Raw genomic sequence first — 19689 nt, 5'->3', positions numbered from 1 at the left:
AATGAATAACAAATTTTCAATATTTCATCATGCAGCACACCCTATACGAATACAAGGCAATATTCTTGAAGTGATGTTGCGAGGTGTATTTATTGGAGAAATTTGTCTATTAAAAGATTCTATTACTAATGGGCAAATAATTGGTGAAGCAATTGTGATTGGCTTTCGCAACGGTACTACGATTTTAAGTATGATGGGGAGCTCTCAAGGCTATTCTTTGCAAATAATCGTAGTACCTACGGGTAATGCTTTTTCTGTTGCTTTAAGTCCTAATATTTTAGGGAGTATGATCGATATTAAAGGTAATTGCCTATTACGATTCAGTGATAATAAAGAGGTAGAAGAAAATTTCTATTCCTATTTACCTATTGATGGTCATCCTCCCTCATTTAATGAACGGCGCCCTATTACAGAAATATTTGAGTCAGGTGTTCGTGCAGTTGATGGATTACTCAGTTGTGGATTAGGGCAGAGAATGGGGATTTTTGCCAGCGCAGGAACGGGTAAAACTATGTTGATGAATATGTTTATCCGTTTCTCTCAGGCTGATATTTTTATTATTGGGCTTATAGGTGAAAGAGGGCGAGAAGTTACTGAATTTGTTGAGGAATTAAAAAGTGACAAACGATGCGAAAAAACGGTATTAATTTGTTCTACCTCTGATCAGCCAGCAATAGAACGTTGTAATGCTGCATTAGTTGCTACTACAGTTGCTGAATATTTTAGAGAGCAAGGTAAGAATGTCGTGTTATTTATTGATTCTATGACGCGTTACTGTCGAGCTTTAAGAGATGTTGCACTTACAGCAGGTGAGCTTCCGGTTCGTAAAGGCTATCCAGCTTCTGTTTTTGATAAATTACCTGCAATCTTAGAAAGGCCAGGGGTGACTCATCAAGGTTCCATTACTGCGTTTTATACTGTTTTACTGGAAAGTGATGATGAGCCAGATGCTATAGGTGAAGAAATCCGTTCTATTCTAGATGGGCATATTTATCTTTCACGAAAAATAGCGGCTTCTGGTCATTATCCAGCTATCGATATTTTAGGGAGTGTGAGTCGTATATTTCAGCAAATAACAAATAGAGAACAACAAGAGGCTGCGTTAAAAATAAGGCAAATATTGATGCGTTTACAGGATATCAAATTATTACAAGAGCTAGGAGAATATCGTACAGGAGAAAATGAGTTAAATGATATGGCTGTCAGTAAGCAATCAGCAATAGAGGCTTTTCTTATTCAGTCATTTAAAGAAAAAGCAGAATTTCAACAAACACTAAATCAACTTTATGCGCTTACCTCTTAATCAGCAATATTTGATAAATGCGATTGCAAAACGTCAACAAAGAATAGAGAAAGAGCAACAAAAATATCAACGGTTAATAAAAGAAGCAGAAAGTAAAAAAGAAGAGCAAACTTTATTAGCATCTGCATTAGAAAAAGAGATCCCTTTTTATGAAAAAGTGGGAAGTTATTCGACACTCTCTTTAAATCAACAAAAACGTAAACAAGCCATTTTATTAGCTTCGTTAAATATTGCTATTAGCCAAATTAAAGAAATAGAGTATCAATTAGAAAAACTAAAAAAAGGAAGCTTATTTTTAAAAAAAGAAAGAGAAAAAATAATCAAAAAACAAAATAAAATGAAGCTTTATCTTGAAAGAAAAGCGCGAGAAAAAGAGTTATATATTGAAAGACTAGAACAAAACGAAATACAGGAGATGGTGTTGTATGATGTCCATAAAGACAGATAATATAAGATTAAATAAAGGTTTAATCACTGAAAAACACAGTGAAAGTAAAACTGTTTTTTCTAAAAAATTATCATCGCTTTCTACAACAATAGCATTGTTACATCTTGAAAAAGAACAACTTTCTCCTGAAAAACTCAGCAAAATAAAACAAAAGCTAGCTGATTTTTATCATCTTGATTGTAAAGAGTTTATTGAGTTAAAAGATGATTTAAAAGAAAGTTTAAAAATAAAAACTGATAAATCAATTAATACATTAGACGATGAAAAAGAAGAAGAAATTGACTATTCAAATATAGAAGGATTGCTATTAACCCAAAGAAAAATATATTCACAAATTTGTGATTTTGAAAAAGAAAGTAAAATAGAGAAAAAGGTTTTTTTTCGTTATGAAAAAAATAAGACGAATAAGGCCAATGAAAGTGTCATTGAAAATGATTTAAATAAAAAAATTAATTTTGAATCTAATAAAGTAAAAGCTATTGATATATTTAAAGACGAAAAAGAAGTAAGTACTCATTTTAATGACTTAACGACCAATATGCATAAGGATAAAATTATCCAAAAACTAGAAAAGAGAAAAAATACTGATAAAATTCAAGAGAATATTTATAGTAAGCCTTATCTTGATAAGCTGAAAACAAATAACATTAAAAATAAAATTGAATTAAAACACGAAAAAGATTTAATTAATATTAAAAATAGTGTTGTTTTTGAAAAGAGTAAATCATCTAAAGACATCGATCATTTAGATAGTAAAAATATAAATAAAAATACTTTACTAATAAATGTTGAAAATAAAAATTCAAACATAGAAAATCTATATAAAGAAAAAGCGAAAGAGAATGTTAGTGATGTAATCCCATTTAATAGTATAAAACCAGAATATCAGCAAATGTTACCAGAGCCATTATCTGATAGAAAAATACTTGATATTCCTGCTTTTAGCCTCCTTTATAAAAGAGTATCTGCCTTATCTCAACCTCCTAGTATTACTTATATTTTTAAAAAATGGGGAAACGAACTTCATCAAATGAAAGTGAATTTTGATACTGATAAAAAGATCCAATTAATAGCTTCTACTGGACGAGTTTATCAATCATCTCTAGAAAATTTTAGCCAATATCAAGGGCGATTATCCCTTTCATTAGAGAATGACAATAACCATTGGCATATTAATGCGATAGATCCTTCATCTGATAATAAAGAAGATGAAAAATGATAATTTTAGATCCTAAAAATAGTGCTAATAAAAAAAATAGTCATTTCATGGATATTTTATCATCTTTATATACATCCAAATCACCTATTTCTTCGGCCCATTATTTTAAGATAAAAGGTAATAATACATTAGGTTCATTCACGGGGATTATCGAAGTAAGTCAAGTGATGGATAAAATTTATTCTAATAAAACAATAGATTGGGAGATTGTTCCGGACGTTTATCTTCATACTCTTTTCTCTCAAAAATGTTCACAAATATTGTTGCCTTTTTCGAAAGAGCCCATGTCATTAATGGTTGATAATATCTGTTTAGGAGAACAAGAAAACTTTAGTTACCCGATTATTAATACTGAAGTCGGTGATATATTTATTTGTTCTTTTGAAAAGAATTATGAATGGGCATTACCATTAAAAAATAAAATTAGTGCTATTGCTCAATTTCAATTTGGCAAAAGTACAATGTCATTTTCATTATTAAAAACGCTCTCTTTGGGCGATATTGTACTGATTGATAGCATGGATTTTTCACTTATTATGGGTGAAAAAAAATGGATGCGTTATCAGTGGCAAGAAGGAGAAAATACGGTGGTTTTAGATGAAAAGTTATTTACTCATGAAACAGAGAGTGAAGCGTTAGCCGAAGATACTGAAATGTCATTACAAAAAAATATAGAGTTGAAAGGGGTGCAATCTATTCCTGTTACTCTCTCTTTTTTACTTGCAAGTCAGGTGATGTTACTTGATCAAATTGAAGAGTTATCACCAGGGCAACAAATTACTTTACCAGATAATGCATTACGCCATATCACATTAATTGCTAATGGTGTTGCTATCGCTCAAGGGGAGTTAATAAAAGTTGGTGAGCGATTTGCTGTTGAAATTCAACATGCTTATGTACAGCAAGATTAAATAATATGGAAAGCTCAACAACACTCATTTTAACATTGTCATTAGCCACATTGGCACCTTTTATTATTGCTGCCGGGACTTGCTATTTAAAATTTTCTATCGTGTTGGTGATGACTCGTAATGCGTTAGGTGTTCAACAAGTACCTTCAAATATGGTACTCAATGCGATTGCATTAATGATGGCACTTTTTGTGATGACACCAATAGCAAAAAATACCTATGAATACCTTATTGAAAATCCGGTTGATATTACTTCCCCTGATTCGTTTGAACGCTTTTCTGATGATGCATTAGCGGAATATAAGCGTTATTTGTACAAATATTCTGAGCCAGAACTATTAGATTTTTTTGAACAAGCACAAGGTAATCGGCCCAATGGTTATGGGGATCAAGAAAGTATAGAAAATTCTTTATTATCGTTGCTTCCTGCATATGCTTTAAGTGAAATCAAATCTGCTTTTATTATTGGTTTTTATCTCTACTTGCCTTTTATTGTTATTGATTTAGTTGTCTCTTGTATTCTACTGGCTCTAGGTATGATGATGATGAGTCCAATTACATTATCAGTACCTTTGAAATTAATTTTATTTATCGCTATGGATGGCTGGACCCTTTTGGCTAAGGGATTAATTAATCAATATCTTGATCTCATGGCGGTAAGATAATGGATATGGTTTATGCGGCGAATAAGGCGGTGTATTTAGTCATATTGCTTTCGGCTGCGCCTATCGCCATCGCAACATTTATTGGGCTGGCAATTGGCCTTTTACAAACTATCACTCAAGTACAGGAACAAACATTACCTTTCGGTGTAAAACTTGTCGGTGTTTTTGTTTGCTTATTAATTATGATGGGGTGGATGGGCGATAAAATATTAGTGTATGCCAAAGAGATGATGATGTTAGGATTAGCCGCAGGATAAATAACATGTTAATACTGCTAGGGTATATACAGGTTTATTTAATTGACCTTTTCTTATTGGTGACAAGATTATTTCCTATTTTTCTTTTTATTCCTTTTTTAAATAGCCGAGTGCTAAATAGTCAATTGTTAAAATATATTATTATTTTTTATATTGCGATGGGAATAAGACCAAGTATTACAATCACTGACGAAATAAGAAATACTTGGGAAATAGTATTATTGAGCGAATTAGTGCTTGGGATTTTAATCGGATTGTTATTTGCAACACCCTTTTGGATAGCCTCTGCATTTGGTGAATTTGTTGATAATCAGCGAGGAGCAAGTATCGGTGATACAATTAATCCAACAACAGGAATCGAATCTTCTGAATTTGCCTCATTAACAGGGTTATTTTGTGCTGCTTATTTTTTATCTAGTGGAAGCTTAACGTTGTTAATGAGCTCAATAAAAGATAGCTATGATGTATTTCCTATTGGTTATTTTAATAAAGAAATTGGCTATTCATTTATTGGTCATTGGCTTAATGACATGATCCGCACTGCTATCGTTTTAGTTTCACCCGTTCTTATTATTATGTTTTTGAGCGAAGTGGCATTAGGGGTTTACTCATTATTTTGCCCTCAATTAAATGCATTTTCCTTATCATTGTGTATCAAAGGTATTATTGCATTTATATCACTACTTCTTTTTTTTGCTCCAGCAATGACTTCAGAGCTTTATGAGTTTTTTAATGATAGATACTTTTATACAATTTTTATGAGTATTTATCATGGCTGAAAAAACAGAAAAACCAACTCAGAAAAAACTCGATGATTCTTCAAAGAAAGGGCAAAGTTTCAAGAGTAAAGAGTTAACATCAGGACTGGTTTATCTGATTGGTGTTATGTATTTATTCCATCAGGTTAACTTAGATGAGTTTAGCCGTTTTTATCAATCTCTTTTGTTGCATCCAACAAATATCACACTAAAAAGTTACGTCAATGTTATATCGAAATTATTCTTTGATATTATATTGCCAATACTTACAGTGACTTTTTTATCTGGCGCAATTCCTTCACTATTCGAATCTCGTTTTAAACTTGCTACGGAAGCGATTAAATTTGATCTTAACCATATAAATCCGATTTCTGGATTTAAAAAGATATTTAGTATAAGAACAATAAAAGATCTTTTAAAAACATTATTATTTATAGTTATATTTTTAGTTACTTGTTATGTTTTTGTTATTTTACATGGCCACGAAATATTTATATTATATCGCTCTAGCCTGAATGTTATTATTGATAAATGGTGTTCGCTTGTCATTGAATTTATATTTGTTTTTTTTATCCTCTCAATACCCATTCTTATTTTAAATATTATTGCCGACTTCTTTATTTTTATGAAAGATATGATGATGGAGAAACATGAAGTTAAGCAAGAAAATAAGAATATGGAAGGTGATCCTGAAATAAAATCAACACGCAGACAGTTACATCAAGAATTACTTGATGAACCCATGAAAAAAGTTATTCGAGATTCATCAGCTGTGATTGTTAATCCAACTCATGTAGCGATAGGTATTTATTTTGATCCCGATAATGGCATTATGCCACTCGTTTCCCTCAAGTGTATTAATGATAAAGCATTGGCTGTGAAAGCTTACGCTAAAAAAGTGGGTACACCTGTTGTTCGTTATCCTGAACTTGCGAGAAAACTTTATCATAAATATCATTTGTTTGATGTAATGATAGATCAGGATTTATTGGATGTTATGGATATTCTTATTTGGCTTAAGAAAATAGAAATTGAAGGTTTGTTGAGAGATGAAATGGATTATACGTGCCACTAATAGATCTATTATCCGCATTCACATATTAATTATAAAAATAATATATTTATATTTATAAATATAGACGTGTGTTTTATTAAAGTAATTAATTAATAATTACTTTAGAATTTTACTATTAATTATTCATCATAGATGAAAGGATTAACATTATGTCAGTATATGAAAAAATGTCAGAAAAAGAACTTGATCAATTAGCAAACTATATTGTTTCTATTGTTCAAAACGGGACATCACTAAAGGATGAAGGCGCTATCCCCGAAGGATTTATGGAAGGAATTTATTCATTTGCATATGACTTTTACCAGAAAGGAAAACTGGATGAAGCAGAAGCTATTTTTAAATTTTTATGCCTCTATGATTTTTATAATGTTGACTATATTATGGGGCTCGCTGCAGTTAAACAACTAAAAAAACAGTATCAAGCAGCAATTGATCTTTATGCATTAGCTTATTTAAACGCAAAGAATGATTACCGGCCTGTTTTTTATGCAGGACAATGTAATCTATCATTAGGTGAAAAAGAAAAAGCAAAATATTGTTTTGATCAGGTTTCAAAGAATATCAATGATACCGCTATAAAAGAGAGGGCTAATGTTTATTTAGAATCATTAAAAGATATTCCTCTTATTATTTTGAATACCGAGAAGGAAGAATAGTATGATTATTCATAATGAAAATTCAATTCTATCTACACCTTTAGTATCAAAAGAAGTAGATAAAGTTACTAAAGATACAGTACAGCAAGCCCAAAAAATTAATGCTGCAAGTGAACATCTTGTAGCATCTCAGCTTAAAGATAAAGAAAATAATTTTTTGGCACCTTTTCTTCGTGCACCTATTGAACAAAAAAGAAATAATCAACGAATTAATGTTCAAGATGATGCTCAATATAAAATAAATGTTTTTTTAACACAAAAAGAAAATGAAAGGTTAAACTCTAATGGGAATGATAGGTTAAATGAGGCGGAGTTAAATAAAACTGAAAGTGAAAACAAAAAGCTTGATATTCTTACTAATAAGAAGCACCTATATGATCAAAAATTAGAAAATAATATTAATATATCTGAAAATAAATCATTGTCATCTATACCTTTAGAAATAACTCAATCAGAAAATAAGAAAAAAAACAAAGACTATGATTTCTTATTTTTACAATTATCCTACCAAAATATTATTAATAAAAATGTTTTAGATAGAATTAAAGATCCTAATAAGTTTGATTATTACCTCAACAAGCTGAATGTTTTATCTAAAGGTGTTGATGGTTTAAGAAACCAAATGAAATCAATACTGGATGAAATTAAAAATAATAAAGGTGCTATCATTGACTATTGGATGGAAGTATATAATCAAATAAAAGAAAATAAACTAAAAACAGAATCAGAAGTTGAAAGTTTCTTAAATAATAAGGAGGTTCCTGCTTCCTTAATAAAAAAATTGCTTTCTGGAAAAATAAAATCTAAAGAGGAAATGGGAAAGTTACTTGAAAAGACTTTTCCATTTTTAAGTTTTCCTAATGATATTTCAAAAATATCATTAGATAATATAGATCTTTTATATGAAAAATTATCCAGTTTCTTTAATAATGCTTTCCAGTATATGCCTAATGTTCCTATGGATGACGATAAGATAAATAAAATTACGTCACATAAAGAGGAATTAAAGGCATTAATAAATAAGAAAGAAAATGAGTCAATAAAAGGTAAACTGGAAAAAGCGAAAGAAACCTATAGAACACTGTTTTCTTCACAAAGTGCATTAGAGATTGAAATAGTGTCTGATTCATTATCAGGAATAGCATTATTAACGTTTCTGTTAGCGAAAACAAGAGAATTAACATTACAAGTAATGTTGCAGCGAACTCAGAGTGAGCAAAAACTTTTTGAAGAAATGCAGGAAGTAACAGAAAAATCATTAAAAAATAAAATTGAAGAGCAAAAGGCTCAAATTAAAAAACAAGAGGAAATTCAATATTGGGCAGGCATCGGCTTAAAAATTTTAGGAGGATTGCTTGCACTTGTCGCAGGTATTGCTTCTATTTTTACGGCGGGTGCATCAATGGCATTAATGGCCGTAGCGGTAACATTATTTGTTGCTGATGTAGCATTAACGGTGGCTGATGAAGTGTATCAAGCTATACATGGCAAATCATTTATGGATGAAATCATGCAACCTATTTCTAATGCTATTATGGATGCAATAGATAAAATTGTTGATTTTCTGGTTGACGTGATAAATAGCACATTAGAAGGATTAAAAGTATTTGGTATAGATAAGAAAGTTATTGAGGATATGAAAAACTCAATTCAAGAAAAATTAAAAATGGCACTAAAAATAGCCATTACTATTATTCTATTTGTTGCCGCAGTGGCATTAAGTTTTGTTATTGGACCTGCAGTAAAAGGTCTTACAAATGTTGCAAAGAAAATATTTAATCAACAGGTAAGAGAGACATTAAAAAGAGTATTACATGATGCACTAGAAGTTATGCTTGGTAAAATGATCAAAGAGATAATTGTTCAGGCATTTGAAGAAGCAATAGAAAAAATTAATAAACAATTAGCTAAAGATATTTCACAAAAAGCAATTACCATGCTAAATCGTACAGTAGTTATTTCTCAATTGGCAAACTCAACAGCAACTAATGCAGTTAATATTTATAGTAGTGTCATTTCAGCTAAAATATTGCAGTCTATGGCAGACAGTAAAAAATTAGAAACTATATTAAATCTTATTCAAAAATTAATGGATAAGATAATGGAAAGTTATCATGAAAATATTGATACTTTAACTGAAATATTAAAAAATATGAGTGAAAAAACGTCCGTTAGTAATAAGTTAAGATCTGATGTAATAAAAAGTATATCTATTTAATTCTATTTAATAAAGTCTATTTTATTGAGGTTTTTATATGAACGTAAAAGTAAATGTTGATAATTCTAATTTGTTTAATAATTATAAGTTAGATAGTGATGAGGTTGGTGGTAATAAAGGTTCTATTGATAAAAATAAATTAAGAGAGTTAATTGAACCGAAAGTTAAAGCGTTTATAGAAAAAACGAAAAACAACATAAATCCTATTTTATCAGAACCTGAAATAAAAACGCCTAATATAAAAGAAATATTAAAATCACTTGAGGTAGATAATGATAATGATGTTTATGATAACATTAAAACGGAGAATTTAGGAACATTTAATTTTATTTCTGATGATATGATGAAGTTAATTAATTTAATGGTTAAATACCTCGTGTCGATGATTAAGAAGTTTGAGGTATCCAGAGATATGGGTATTATGCTAATGAATGTGGAGTTAAATATAGCAGAACAAATAAAAGATAATTTAAATAAAAAAGCGAATATTATGATAGGTGCTGCTATTACTAGCGCAGGTATTTCAATGGCAATTCATGGCATGGGGGCCTTTATTTCTATTAAAGGAATGGGTGAAAATCTAATAGGGCACTCTAATCCTACTATGGTCATAGGGAACCTAGTGACTTCAACAGCTGATCCTTTGGCAAGAGTTGCAGATCAAACTATGCAATCTCAAGGAATTATACTTGATGGTAAACAAAAAGTATTAGAAGCAAGAGGTAGTATTAATAATCATGTTATTAATAATAACAATGAAATGTTAAGAGAAATCACAGAAGTAATAAAGGCCTTATTGCAAGCTATTGAAGCTGTTATTCATGCTCAACAAGACGCGGCTTCTGTTATTGGTTCAAATGTAAAAGGATAATTTTATGAATCAGACTATTAATTCAAGAATGGCTGGCATAGCTCATTCTTTAACAAACCATCCTCCAACGGTGGAGCCGACTCTTGTTGAAGAAAATAAAAAAGAGTTTCTTAATGATATTGAGAATTTAATCATTAATATAAGACGGGAGCATAAGAATTTCGATCTTGATAGTTGGAAAAGTTGTAATAATTTAAATAGAAAAACAGAGAAGGAAATATTTATTTTACTCTCTGAACAATATAATAAAAATCTCATTGGACATAATAAATGCCTGAGTTTATTGGATAAATCTTCTCCATTAATAAAAAATAATTATTCTAATAAGAATTACCCCACTGATTCATTGAGTGATTTCTTTTCTGAGGTAAAACAATCCATTATTGTTGGTAAAAATGATTATTTAGATGTATTAAAAACAATCTTTTCAAATTATATGGAATATATAAGGGGGCTAAGAGAGAAATTAACATCTATAGGAAAATATACTAAAGCAGGTGATAAGGATGGGACTCTATCAGTTAATTTTTGTGACTTTAGACTGGAATTAGAAAATTTTAAAAAAGAGTACAATGAAAAATTAAAAGATGAGAAGTTTTTTTATATTGAGATGTTATTTGTACGTGAAAACAAAGGTAGTTATAGCAGGAAGATAGATAAACAGAAAATATTTTATAAAAATAAAGAACAGATTAATAGTGCAATCAGTGTGATGGAGAAATTTTTAAAGGAGATAAAGGGTATTAAAGTAGAGAAATCAGGTAAAGATATGAATTTTAATTTTATCGGCTCTATAGAATTTGCAGACTTTGATAAATTTATAAATATGATAAAAGAAAAAGAGTCGAAAGAAAAAAAACTGACAGAAGAAGAGTTACAACAAAAAAGAAAAGATTATATAAAAGATCTTAAGGATGATTTTTTTTACAAAATGAGTTATGGAATGACAAAAAAAATTCTGGAACAATCATTTGAAGCTCAGGCAGATGAAAAAATGAAAGAATGGAGAAAAGAGAATGATGAAAAAGTAATGAGTCATATTTTACAAACAGAGTTTGATCTCTTTAAAAAATCACTTGATGCATTAGAAAAGAAGATGAATACAAATCTTGATGAATTATCTAAAAAATACAGCTCAGCAAATAGTAATTATGATAATTTTGTAAAGATAGTCAGTAGTAGCATGAATACATTATTAGAAATGGCAAAAGGTTTCTTACGTTTCTAAACTATATTAAAAATAAATAAACGGTATTTTATAGAAAATAAACTAATATTTCTAATAGTATATAGCTTTATTTGTTACAGTTTTACTATGACAAAAGGTTAATATTATGGTTACTGTTAGTAATTTAATTAATATAAATGATAATTTAAATGTAGGGGAGCATTTTTATACTAAGGTTGATGTTAATAATCCCTCTAATAGAATAGAGAGCGAAAAGTTTTATAATGAAGTTGATTATTTATTAGCAAAAGTAAAAAGAGAGTACCAAGATATTTGTATTGACAAATATCAAATTAATAAAAATCTAGAAAATATATCAAATAGTAATATGGCTCTTTTTCTAAATGAACAATATGTAAAGAATTCTATTAATCAAAAGAACAGTCTGAATACAATCAGTAGTGTTGCTCGTTCTATTGCAAATGCACAACCGAGTAATAGCTATCCCACTGATTCACTAAATGATTTATTTAATGATGTAAAACAATCGATTACAGCTGGTAAGAATGATTATCTAGATGTTTTAAAGAATGTTTTTTCTCAGTATATGGACTTTGTAAAAATGGCGAGAGAAGCATTATCTAAACTAAGTGAGTCAGTAAATGCGGGTAGTAAGGATGGATATATAAACATAAGTACTTCTTTTATAATTTATAATTTGAAGAATCTAAGGACATCTTTTAAGGATAAGGATATTCTCAATCTTCAAACGTATTTTAAAAAACAGAGTGATGGTCGATTTTATAGGGAAATTAATGGGGAGAAAATATATTATAAAAATAATCTTGAAGTAGATAAGGCTGCTATTGCAATAGAAAAATTACTGAGTCAAATAAAAGGAGTAACTTCAGAAAAAATAGATAAATCATCATCTGTTCGGCCTGATATTTCTTTTTTGTTTAATGTAAATATAAATTCATTTGAATTAGATAATTTAATTCTTTATTTAGAAGGGATACCTGAAGATCCTCATGATATTTTACAAACGGAATTTGAGCTAATTAAAAAAACATTAGATACCTTTGAGAAAAATATTAATACTAATTTAGATGAACTTTCTAAAAAATACAGTTCAGTAAATAGTAACTATGATAATTTCGTAAAAATAGTCAGCAGCACTATGAATACATTATTAGAAATGGCAAAGGGGTTCTTGCGTTTTTGATTTTTTTGTAGAGTGATATTATGGAAAATAAATCTATTTTAGGGATAACAAAGAGCTGATATATTAATAATATCAGCTCTGGAATCTATAAATAATGGCTTAAATTAGAATTTATACTCGATACCTAACCAGTAATTACGACCATCTTCCATATAACCTTGAGTGTATTCATAAGACTTATCAAAAAGATTATTAACAGAAGTATTAGCAGAAACACCATAACCAAAATCATAATCTAAACGTAGATCTGTTTTAGCATAGCCTGCTAATTTGGCATTTTCATCGATACGGTTATAAGTCCAACTTTGCGCTTCTTCCATAATCGTAAAGCGAACTTGTTCAACAGGAATAAATGTTATCCACATATAGGCTTTATGTTTTGGTAAACCTTCAACATGTGCTACTTGTTTAGGATCACTATGGATATAGCTATAGTTTAAGCCAAGCTCTAACCAATCAGTCACGTTTCCTTTCGTACCTAAGTCAAGGCCAACATAGTCAATACGTCCGCTATTTTGGTTTTGGAAGAATGCGTTGCCACCACGATAAACGGTGTGTGCCATAATTGCATCACTGACGCGGTTATAGTAAATGCTGGTTTGGTAACCCCATTTATCCGTAATATGTCCTTCATAGGTTAAGTCGAAAGATAATGCGCGTTCAGGATCTAAATCGGGATTGATGATCCCTTTAGAGCCATCTTTAGGTTTTTCAGTTGTGTAACGCTCTTTTTGTGTAGGGAAACGGCTACGATCAGATATAGAAAAGCGAATATTATCATTATTCGCTAATGAATATTTCGCCATCATTTCCCAGTTAAAGGCAGTTTGTTTGTTATCATCAGCGCCTTTATCAGTCTCAATGCTATCGCGCCAGTCATAGCTAATTGCACCCACTAAATCGAGATCATTAGTAGTAGCCCATTGGTATTCTGTTGCTAAAGACCATGTTCTGTCTTTATAACGCATCCAATCACCATTTTTCTCTTTTTGAGAACGGTGAACGTCATCTTTCCAGTGCGCGGCAAAGGAGAGCAGATCATTTTCACGTGTATCGATACCTAATTGTAATGCTGCACCTGTGCTGTAGTCGTCATAGTGACTGTAATCGGGTGTATTACCTTTTTTAGGGTACATATAAAGGGTATTTTCGAACTTATCGTGGTATGCACGGCTTTGTAATTTCATACCATCAGTGATTTGTGTGATACCGCTATAGTAATAGCTCTCTTTGTTGTAATCCGGCCATGCCCAATATTTATATCTACCTTTAGCATTAGCAGAAGTATTTGGTGGGCTGTTTTTTTCACCGTTTTGTTTTACATAAGTTAGGGTATATTCGTCAGAAGCACGTGGCGTCCAACCCACTTTGATCATGCCACGTTTATCATCAGTTGCTGAATTATCACGACGTCCATGAGTACCCGCAGCCGCATTATTTTCATCAGTACCAGGAATTGGCGTAAAGCGTTGTTTTAATTGGCTACCACTGATTTGAATAAATCCTAAATCATTACGCGCACCTAAGCGTGCACTCATATTGTGTGCATAATCAGCACCACGAGCAAAACCTTGAGAATAAGCAATGCTTCCTTCTAGTGGTTTTTTCGGTGTCGCAGTAGTGATATTAATTGCGCCCCCCATTAAGTTAGGACCTTGCAGTAATGAGGTATAGCCTTTGTTAACTTCGATACTTGCCAGATCGTTTGTGGTAAAGCGTGCCAAGTCTAAATTGCCATCATAAGGAACATACGTTGGAATACCATCAAAGAATACAGGCACTTGACGGCTATCAAAACCACGCACTTTAATCGTGTATTCATTACGGTTGCCTGATTTTTGCATAACAATACCGGGTAATGTTGCAATGGCTTGTGCTGCATTCACTTTATTTTGTTCAAGCATCTGCTCTTGTGTTAATACGTCTGGATTTGCAGCAATAGGGCTACTCCAAACGGTTAATAAATCAGGCGTTGATTGTCCATAAGTGGTTTCAGCAAGTGCAATATTTGGCAATAGAGCAAGTGATAAACAGTAGCATAGAGGTTTTAATTTCATCATTCCAATCTCAGTTTATAACCACTATATAATTATTTATATAGCGATATACGTAAAAATAAATGAATAAAAAGAGCGCTAACAATCTGTTAGCACTTAGTTTTTATAAAATAAAGCAACAAACTTATATAAAAGAAGCTCAGCAAAGATGTTCCTCTATGCCACGACAACCATTTCCTTGTTATAACTTCTTTTACATTGAGTCGATGTTGTCTTTATTTATTATTGATTAAATATGTAAATACTCACTTACTTATAAGTTGTTATTTTTATTTAATCTTTTGGGTGAAGGCGAACTTTGATATCCGCCGGTGGTGCATAATAAGGTGCTGACGTCACCATTAAGGTGATGCCTGTTTGTGCATATTTTTCGATAGTATTGAGGTTTATACCACCCGCCACAGATAAGTGACAATAAGGTGCAATGTGGGGCGCTTCTTGTTGTAACTGTGCAATATCTTCAATCGAGAACTTATCAAGCTGTAAAATATCAGGCTGTGCTTTTAACGCCTCTCTTGCTTGTTCAATATCATCCGCTTCTACAACAATACATTTTTCAGGTGCTGCTTGGCGTAACTGCTTAACATGTTGCGCCCAATTATCAGGCTCTGATAAAAATCGACGATGGTTAGCAAAGAGCAAAATAGTTTCAGAGCAACCTTGACGATGAATAACACCACCGCCAGCAAGTACCGCTTGAGTTGCCAGTAATTTGGTATTAGGTATATTTTTACGCGTACACGCAATTTGCCCTTTAGGTTGATAGCGGTGATAGATTACTAGCATTCTTGCCATATAGTCACTAACGCCACAACTCCACTCAAGCACGTTTTGTACGACTTTCCAGCCTTGGTGTAGTGCATCAGCACGACCTTCAGCGGTGATTAAGCAATCGCCTTTATCGGCAAGTTCACCATCTTGTAGATGTGCTGTTACTACCAATCCTAATTTTTCTAGTAAACGACAACCTAGTGTGATCCCACTGACACAACCGGCTTTACGACGGGTAAATGTCATTGTACCTAGCTGATCACTGATATTGAGTGCTCGGCTGGTAAGATCGCCATATTGAATATCTTCCATCAATAAATTATCAAGAAAGGCATCAGGATAATAAATCATAGAGTTAGCTCACTTTCAGGAACAACATCCCAAGAAACCATCGCCCAATCACGAGTGGGTGAAATCAGTGAAACGCCTTTTTCAATGCTTTCATGATAGTAATTTGTTAGGCGTGCAATTTCGTCTTCGCTTAAAGGCCCTACGGAGAAATTAATGCCCTCAATAAATTGCTCAAGGCTATTGAAATTACTCTGACAATTACGGCTACGGATATAATCCACTTTAGGGTGAATACCCATTTGGTTTAGCATATTTACAGCATAAATGTACGTTGGAAGCGTGGGTACATCACGACCCAATAAGCGAATAATACGTTGGTCAACAAAGGTTGGAGAAACCGTGTGAGTGGTATAAACACGTAATTTAGCTTGGCGATTCAGCTTTAAGAGAGCGGCTTGCAAATCCATCACTAAAGTTGAGCGTGAAGCAACGGCGATATCACAACGAGGAAGAGCATCCCAACTATCTTCCCATGAACAAGTGATAAACTCAGCGTGGTTGATACCAGCTTGTTCAGCTCTACGTTTAGCAACAGCTAACATGCCTGTACTGTAATCAATACCAATTGTTTTCTTGAATTTATCTGCCACATGAATGCTGATAGAGCCAGGGCCACAACCTACATCTAATAGGGTTTCAGCACCGGTAAAATCCATCATTTCACGAAATTTTATTAAATAAGGATCATTAGGATTAGCACAAGTTTCTGCCATTTTTTCGGCACGTTTATCCCAATGTTCAGGCTCTTTTTTGGTTCTTTCCGCCTGTACCATGTGGTTTTTATAAAGTTCAGCAAAATCCGTGGTTTCAATAGTGTTCATATTCTTGCCTATGGTCATTTTTATTGTCAGAGTAGGCGTGAAAATGCGCCTGAATATCTGTGGGTTGTACACCATAAAGGTGCGCTAAATTATCGGGTGTTAGTAAAACTTCAGGGCTGTTTTGCAAAACAGGGGTATTAGGTGTCAGTAAAATAACATCATCCGCCAAAGAGGCAGCATGTTGAGGGTGATGTGTAGACATAAAAACACTGATCCCCAATGCTTTTAATGCCTTAACTTGGGTAAGCAGTTTGATTTGATTACCAAAATCAAGGCTTGCTGCAGGTTCATCCATGATCAGCAACTTAGGTTGTTGCACTAACGCGCGTGCAATCAAGACCATCTGTTTTTCACCACCACTTAAAGTATCAAAAGTTCGATGAGCAAGATGAGAAAGCGAGAGCATTTCTAAGGTTTTCATTGCCATCGCTCTATCTTGCGAGCTAGGCATAGAGAAAAAGGAGAGATGTGCACTTCGCCCCATCACAACCATATCGATGACATTGAAAGAAAAGGGGATATGTGTGGCTTGAGGAACATAGGCTACGACTTTAGCAAGCTCTGTTGGTGACCACTCACTTAATGTTTTGCCCGCAATATTAATCTCACCATCAATACACGGTATTAGCCCTAATAGTGTTCGCATTAGCGTCGTTTTACCGCAGCCATTGGCGCCTAATAAGCAGATGATTTGCCCTTGTTCGATATAAAATGAGAGATCTTTAATTAAAGTTTTGCCTTTATAACCAATGGCGAGCTGTTTCGCATTAGCAATGATCATCAGCCTTTCCTCGTTCTCAGTAACAACATTAAGAAGAATGGCGCACCAATGGCAGATGTTAAAATGCCTAGTGGAAGTTCAATATTGGCAATTGTGCGAGCTAATGTATCTGTAATTAACAACATTATGGCTCCCACCAGTAAGGAAACAGGGAGCTGTTGACTGAAGTTTGCACCCACTAACAATCTTGCAATGTGGGGAACAATTAAACCTAGCCACCCAATAATACCCGCGATAGAAACCGCACTTGCGGTGATTAATGTGGCTGACAAAATAAAGACAAGCCGGGTTACTTCGACGTTTAAACCTAACGCTCTGGCTTCTTCGTCAGATAAGCTGAGAATATTCATACGCCAGCGTAATAAAATGAGTGGAATAAATCCGACTAACATTAAAGGCGCAACAGAAATTAAATCAGAAGCCGTAATGGTCGAAAGCCCGCCTAAGAGCCAAAAGGTAATGGAAGGCAATTGAGTATAAGGATCAGCGAGAATTTTCATTAATGAGATTGCTGAGCCACATAACGCACTGATAGCAATACCAACCAACACAAGAGAAAGCACTGGATCGTGTTGTTTTGCAAGCCTTGCAATAAAATAGACTAGGGCAACGGTCGCTAAACCGCCAGCAAAGGCAAAAAGCTGGATCGACAACATGGAATGGCCAAGAAAAATACCTAATACAGCACCCACGCCTGCACCTGATGAAACCCCAAGAATATCGGGTGAGACTAAAGGATTACGGAACATACCTTGATAAGCAGCACCCGCAATTGCAAGTCCTCCACCAATTAAAATTGCCGCCAGAACGCGAGGAAATCTTATTTGCCAGAAGACAGTTTCAGTGCGGTTATACTCTACATTGCCCGTTAATTTATTACTTACCAGTGTCCACAGCTCACTAGTAGTAAGTGAATACTTACCACTAGTAATCGCAATTAACGCAACGATGGAGAATAATGCAAATAAAAGCGTGATGCGTACCGATTGACTCATGAATACCTCAGCAATTGCTGACATTGTTCAGCACTTAATTGCGTATGATAAAAATGAGCAAAGTAATTTTGCAGATCTTGAGCAGCTTGTTTTTCTATTCGAGCGTCAAAATGGCTTTGTAAGCGACGCATTCCCATTAAACGGTTGATCCCCGGAGGGCCATCTAACCAACCAAATGGTAAGCCTTTAAACAGGAGGACTTTGTTGTTTTTAACGGCTTGAATACTTTTCCATACAGAGTTTTGCATAATTTGCTGATAGGCATTTTCATCTTGTGTGATGATAATTTCAGGGTCCCACATCAGTAGTTGCTCTGGTGAAACATCCGTTAACCCAGTGAAATTCGGAATATCTACTACGTTTTTAAAGCCTAATGTTTCAATCGCTTCGGTATGAATAGATCTTTTTGCACCTGTTTGTAATCCTTTTGCTCCACGAGCAAGGTAAAAACGAGGGCTTATGTTTTGTGTAGAAGCAAATAAGGCTGCATCACTAAGATATTGCTCTGCAATCAGCGCTAATGTTTCTGCTCTTTCTGAAACGCCTAATAGAGCACCCGTTTGACGCAACTGAGCTGGACTATCTTTTAATGTGCCATCAATTAACAAATAAGGTACACCCGTTTGGTCAGAAACACGTTTAGCCAATGAGCGATAGGTTTCATCCACATTGCCACTGTCAATAATGATATCTGGCTCTAACGTCAGTAAAGCTTCTAAAGAGAGTGTACTTCCCCGTCCTGATAAACGTCCTAAATGAGGTAATTTACGTAGTTCATCTGAAAATAAAGGGTTTTTTTCTAAATTAAGTGAAGAAAATCCCAATAATTTTTCAGGCGCTAATGCAAGTAACAATTGATCAGTAGGAGGCCCTGCACTTATTACGCGATGGATCGCGGTTGATGCTGGAATATGACCGAATTGCGCTGCAATACGTGAGGTTATTGTGGCTCTTACAGAATGCGGAAGCGCTGATAATGCCGCAATTGTTGTGAGGTAAGTTAAAAATTGTCGTCTACGGATAGCCATAAGTTCACACTGTTTATTGTTTTATATTGGTATCGTTGTTTCATTTATTATATAGCGAGAAATACTATATTTCCTTTGGCTTAAGTCAAGGGATCATCAGTCAAAATCAAA

19 protein-coding genes are annotated in these 19689 nt (G+C 33.1%); 13 read left to right on the top strand and 6 right to left on the bottom strand.

What is annotated here, in order from left to right; genetic code table 11:
• The first annotated feature begins 1 nt into the window (after position 1).
• The 13 genes from sctN (at position 2) to GTH25_RS15835 (ending at position 12774) form a co-directional block, all read left to right on the top strand.
• Positions 2 to 1303 carry a type III secretion system ATPase SctN gene (gene sctN / locus GTH25_RS15895; protein WP_075673515.1) on the top strand — a complete coding sequence of 434 codons (1302 nt, stop codon included), beginning with the start codon at positions 2 to 4 and terminating at the stop codon, positions 1301 to 1303.
• The gene (locus tag GTH25_RS15890) at positions 1287 to 1751 is read left to right on the top strand and encodes a type III secretion protein (protein ID WP_164530743.1); all 465 of its coding nucleotides are present in this window, start codon (positions 1287 to 1289) and stop codon (positions 1749 to 1751) included. Before sctN ends, GTH25_RS15890 begins: the two co-directional genes overlap by 17 nt.
• Positions 1729 to 2970 carry a hypothetical protein gene (locus tag GTH25_RS15885; RefSeq protein ID WP_075673513.1) on the top strand — a complete coding sequence of 414 codons (1242 nt, stop codon included), beginning with the start codon at positions 1729 to 1731 and terminating at the stop codon, positions 2968 to 2970. Before GTH25_RS15890 ends, GTH25_RS15885 begins: the two co-directional genes overlap by 23 nt.
• A complete protein-coding gene (locus GTH25_RS15880) occupies positions 2967 to 3881 on the top strand; it encodes a FliM/FliN family flagellar motor switch protein (RefSeq protein WP_164530742.1) in 915 nt (304 codons plus the stop codon). Before GTH25_RS15885 ends, GTH25_RS15880 begins: the two co-directional genes overlap by 4 nt.
• Positions 3882 to 3886: 5 nt before the next feature.
• Positions 3887 to 4546, top strand: a complete 660-nt coding sequence (locus GTH25_RS15875) for an EscR/YscR/HrcR family type III secretion system export apparatus protein (protein WP_075673511.1) — start codon at positions 3887 to 3889, stop codon at positions 4544 to 4546.
• Positions 4546 to 4803 carry an EscS/YscS/HrcS family type III secretion system export apparatus protein gene (locus GTH25_RS15870; RefSeq protein ID WP_075673510.1) on the top strand — a complete coding sequence of 86 codons (258 nt, stop codon included), beginning with the start codon at positions 4546 to 4548 and terminating at the stop codon, positions 4801 to 4803. The genes GTH25_RS15875 and GTH25_RS15870 overlap by 1 nt, the downstream gene beginning before the upstream one ends.
• A 5-nt stretch (positions 4804 to 4808) precedes the next feature.
• Positions 4809 to 5582 (top strand): type III secretion system export apparatus subunit SctT, encoded by a 774-nt coding sequence (sctT, locus tag GTH25_RS15865; protein WP_164530741.1) that lies wholly within the window; start codon positions 4809 to 4811, stop codon positions 5580 to 5582.
• Entirely contained in the window at positions 5575 to 6636 is a 1062-nt protein-coding gene (locus GTH25_RS15860; RefSeq protein WP_156734195.1) for an EscU/YscU/HrcU family type III secretion system export apparatus switch protein, read from the top strand. The genes sctT and GTH25_RS15860 overlap by 8 nt, the downstream gene beginning before the upstream one ends.
• A gap of 149 nt (positions 6637 to 6785) precedes the next feature.
• Positions 6786 to 7292, top strand: a complete 507-nt coding sequence (sicA, locus tag GTH25_RS15855; protein ID WP_075673505.1) for a type III secretion system translocator chaperone SicA — start codon at positions 6786 to 6788, stop codon at positions 7290 to 7292.
• Position 7293: 1 nt separating this feature from the next.
• Entirely contained in the window at positions 7294 to 9510 is a 2217-nt protein-coding gene (sctE, locus tag GTH25_RS15850) for a type III secretion system translocon subunit SseC family protein (RefSeq protein WP_164530740.1), read from the top strand.
• Between the two features lie 37 nt (positions 9511 to 9547).
• Positions 9548 to 10381 (top strand): type III secretion protein, encoded by an 834-nt coding sequence (locus GTH25_RS15845; RefSeq protein ID WP_099660482.1) that lies wholly within the window; start codon positions 9548 to 9550, stop codon positions 10379 to 10381.
• A gap of 4 nt (positions 10382 to 10385) precedes the next feature.
• Positions 10386 to 11609 carry an IpaD/SipD/SspD family type III secretion system needle tip protein gene (locus GTH25_RS19265; RefSeq protein ID WP_223673892.1) on the top strand — a complete coding sequence of 408 codons (1224 nt, stop codon included), beginning with the start codon at positions 10386 to 10388 and terminating at the stop codon, positions 11607 to 11609.
• A 106-nt stretch (positions 11610 to 11715) separates the two neighbouring features.
• The gene (locus GTH25_RS15835; protein ID WP_164530739.1) at positions 11716 to 12774 is read left to right on the top strand and encodes an IpaD/SipD/SspD family type III secretion system needle tip protein; all 1059 of its coding nucleotides are present in this window, start codon (positions 11716 to 11718) and stop codon (positions 12772 to 12774) included.
• Positions 12775 to 12878: 104 nt separating this feature from the next.
• Here the strand turns inward: GTH25_RS15835 and GTH25_RS15830 are convergent, their stop codons facing one another.
• The 6 genes from GTH25_RS15830 to GTH25_RS15805 all read right to left on the bottom strand — a co-directional run bounded on the left by GTH25_RS15830 (position 12879) and on the right by GTH25_RS15805 (position 19578).
• A complete protein-coding gene (locus tag GTH25_RS15830; RefSeq protein WP_164530818.1) occupies positions 12879 to 14831 on the bottom strand; it encodes a TonB-dependent receptor plug domain-containing protein in 1953 nt (650 codons plus the stop codon).
• A gap of 273 nt (positions 14832 to 15104) precedes the next feature.
• Entirely contained in the window at positions 15105 to 15953 is an 849-nt protein-coding gene (gene modD, locus GTH25_RS15825; RefSeq protein WP_159363597.1) for a ModD protein, read from the bottom strand.
• The gene (locus tag GTH25_RS15820) at positions 15950 to 16774 is read right to left on the bottom strand and encodes a class I SAM-dependent methyltransferase (RefSeq protein WP_075673499.1); all 825 of its coding nucleotides are present in this window, start codon (positions 16772 to 16774) and stop codon (positions 15950 to 15952) included. The genes modD and GTH25_RS15820 overlap by 4 nt, the downstream gene beginning before the upstream one ends.
• Positions 16761 to 17555, bottom strand: a complete 795-nt coding sequence (locus GTH25_RS15815; protein WP_164530738.1) for an ABC transporter ATP-binding protein — start codon at positions 17553 to 17555, stop codon at positions 16761 to 16763. Before GTH25_RS15815 ends, GTH25_RS15820 begins: the two co-directional genes overlap by 14 nt.
• Entirely contained in the window at positions 17555 to 18550 is a 996-nt protein-coding gene (locus GTH25_RS15810) for a FecCD family ABC transporter permease (protein ID WP_075673506.1), read from the bottom strand. The genes GTH25_RS15815 and GTH25_RS15810 overlap by 1 nt, the downstream gene beginning before the upstream one ends.
• Entirely contained in the window at positions 18547 to 19578 is a 1032-nt protein-coding gene (locus tag GTH25_RS15805; RefSeq protein WP_164530737.1) for an iron ABC transporter substrate-binding protein, read from the bottom strand. Before GTH25_RS15805 ends, GTH25_RS15810 begins: the two co-directional genes overlap by 4 nt.
• Between the last annotated feature and the right edge of the window lie 111 nt (positions 19579 to 19689).

It is taken from the genome of Proteus terrae subsp. cibarius, from assembly GCF_011045835.1.
Taxonomy (GTDB): Bacteria; Pseudomonadota; Gammaproteobacteria; order Enterobacterales; family Enterobacteriaceae; genus Proteus; species Proteus cibarius.
The sequence above is the reverse complement of the archived record's forward strand: the minus strand, read 5'-3'. Positions and strand labels throughout refer to the sequence as shown.

Excerpts from the sequence above, each read along its gene's own strand:
- sctN (WP_075673515.1), top strand. The coding sequence starts at position 2 with ATGAATAACAAATTTTCAATATTTCATCATGCAGCACACCCTATACGA.
- GTH25_RS15890 (WP_164530743.1), top strand. The coding sequence starts at position 1,287 with ATGCGCTTACCTCTTAATCAGCAATATTTGATAAATGCGATTGCAAAA.
- GTH25_RS15885 (WP_075673513.1), top strand. The coding sequence starts at position 1,729 with ATGATGTCCATAAAGACAGATAATATAAGATTAAATAAAGGTTTAATC.
- GTH25_RS15880 (WP_164530742.1), top strand. The coding sequence starts at position 2,967 with ATGATAATTTTAGATCCTAAAAATAGTGCTAATAAAAAAAATAGTCAT.
- GTH25_RS15875 (WP_075673511.1), top strand. The coding sequence starts at position 3,887 with ATGGAAAGCTCAACAACACTCATTTTAACATTGTCATTAGCCACATTG.
- GTH25_RS15870 (WP_075673510.1), top strand. The coding sequence starts at position 4,546 with ATGGATATGGTTTATGCGGCGAATAAGGCGGTGTATTTAGTCATATTG.
- sctT (WP_164530741.1), top strand. The coding sequence starts at position 4,809 with ATGTTAATACTGCTAGGGTATATACAGGTTTATTTAATTGACCTTTTC.
- GTH25_RS15860 (WP_156734195.1), top strand. The coding sequence starts at position 5,575 with ATGGCTGAAAAAACAGAAAAACCAACTCAGAAAAAACTCGATGATTCT.
- sicA (WP_075673505.1), top strand. The coding sequence starts at position 6,786 with ATGTCAGTATATGAAAAAATGTCAGAAAAAGAACTTGATCAATTAGCA.
- sctE (WP_164530740.1), top strand. The coding sequence starts at position 7,294 with ATGATTATTCATAATGAAAATTCAATTCTATCTACACCTTTAGTATCA.
- GTH25_RS15845 (WP_099660482.1), top strand. The coding sequence starts at position 9,548 with ATGAACGTAAAAGTAAATGTTGATAATTCTAATTTGTTTAATAATTAT.
- GTH25_RS19265 (WP_223673892.1), top strand. The coding sequence starts at position 10,386 with ATGAATCAGACTATTAATTCAAGAATGGCTGGCATAGCTCATTCTTTA.
- GTH25_RS15835 (WP_164530739.1), top strand. The coding sequence starts at position 11,716 with ATGGTTACTGTTAGTAATTTAATTAATATAAATGATAATTTAAATGTA.
- GTH25_RS15830 (WP_164530818.1), bottom strand. The coding sequence starts at position 14,831 with ATGAAATTAAAACCTCTATGCTACTGTTTATCACTTGCTCTATTGCCA.
- modD (WP_159363597.1), bottom strand. The coding sequence starts at position 15,953 with ATGATTTATTATCCTGATGCCTTTCTTGATAATTTATTGATGGAAGAT.
- GTH25_RS15820 (WP_075673499.1), bottom strand. The coding sequence starts at position 16,774 with ATGAACACTATTGAAACCACGGATTTTGCTGAACTTTATAAAAACCAC.
- GTH25_RS15815 (WP_164530738.1), bottom strand. The coding sequence starts at position 17,555 with ATGATCATTGCTAATGCGAAACAGCTCGCCATTGGTTATAAAGGCAAA.
- GTH25_RS15810 (WP_075673506.1), bottom strand. The coding sequence starts at position 18,550 with ATGAGTCAATCGGTACGCATCACGCTTTTATTTGCATTATTCTCCATC.
- GTH25_RS15805 (WP_164530737.1), bottom strand. The coding sequence starts at position 19,578 with ATGGCTATCCGTAGACGACAATTTTTAACTTACCTCACAACAATTGCG.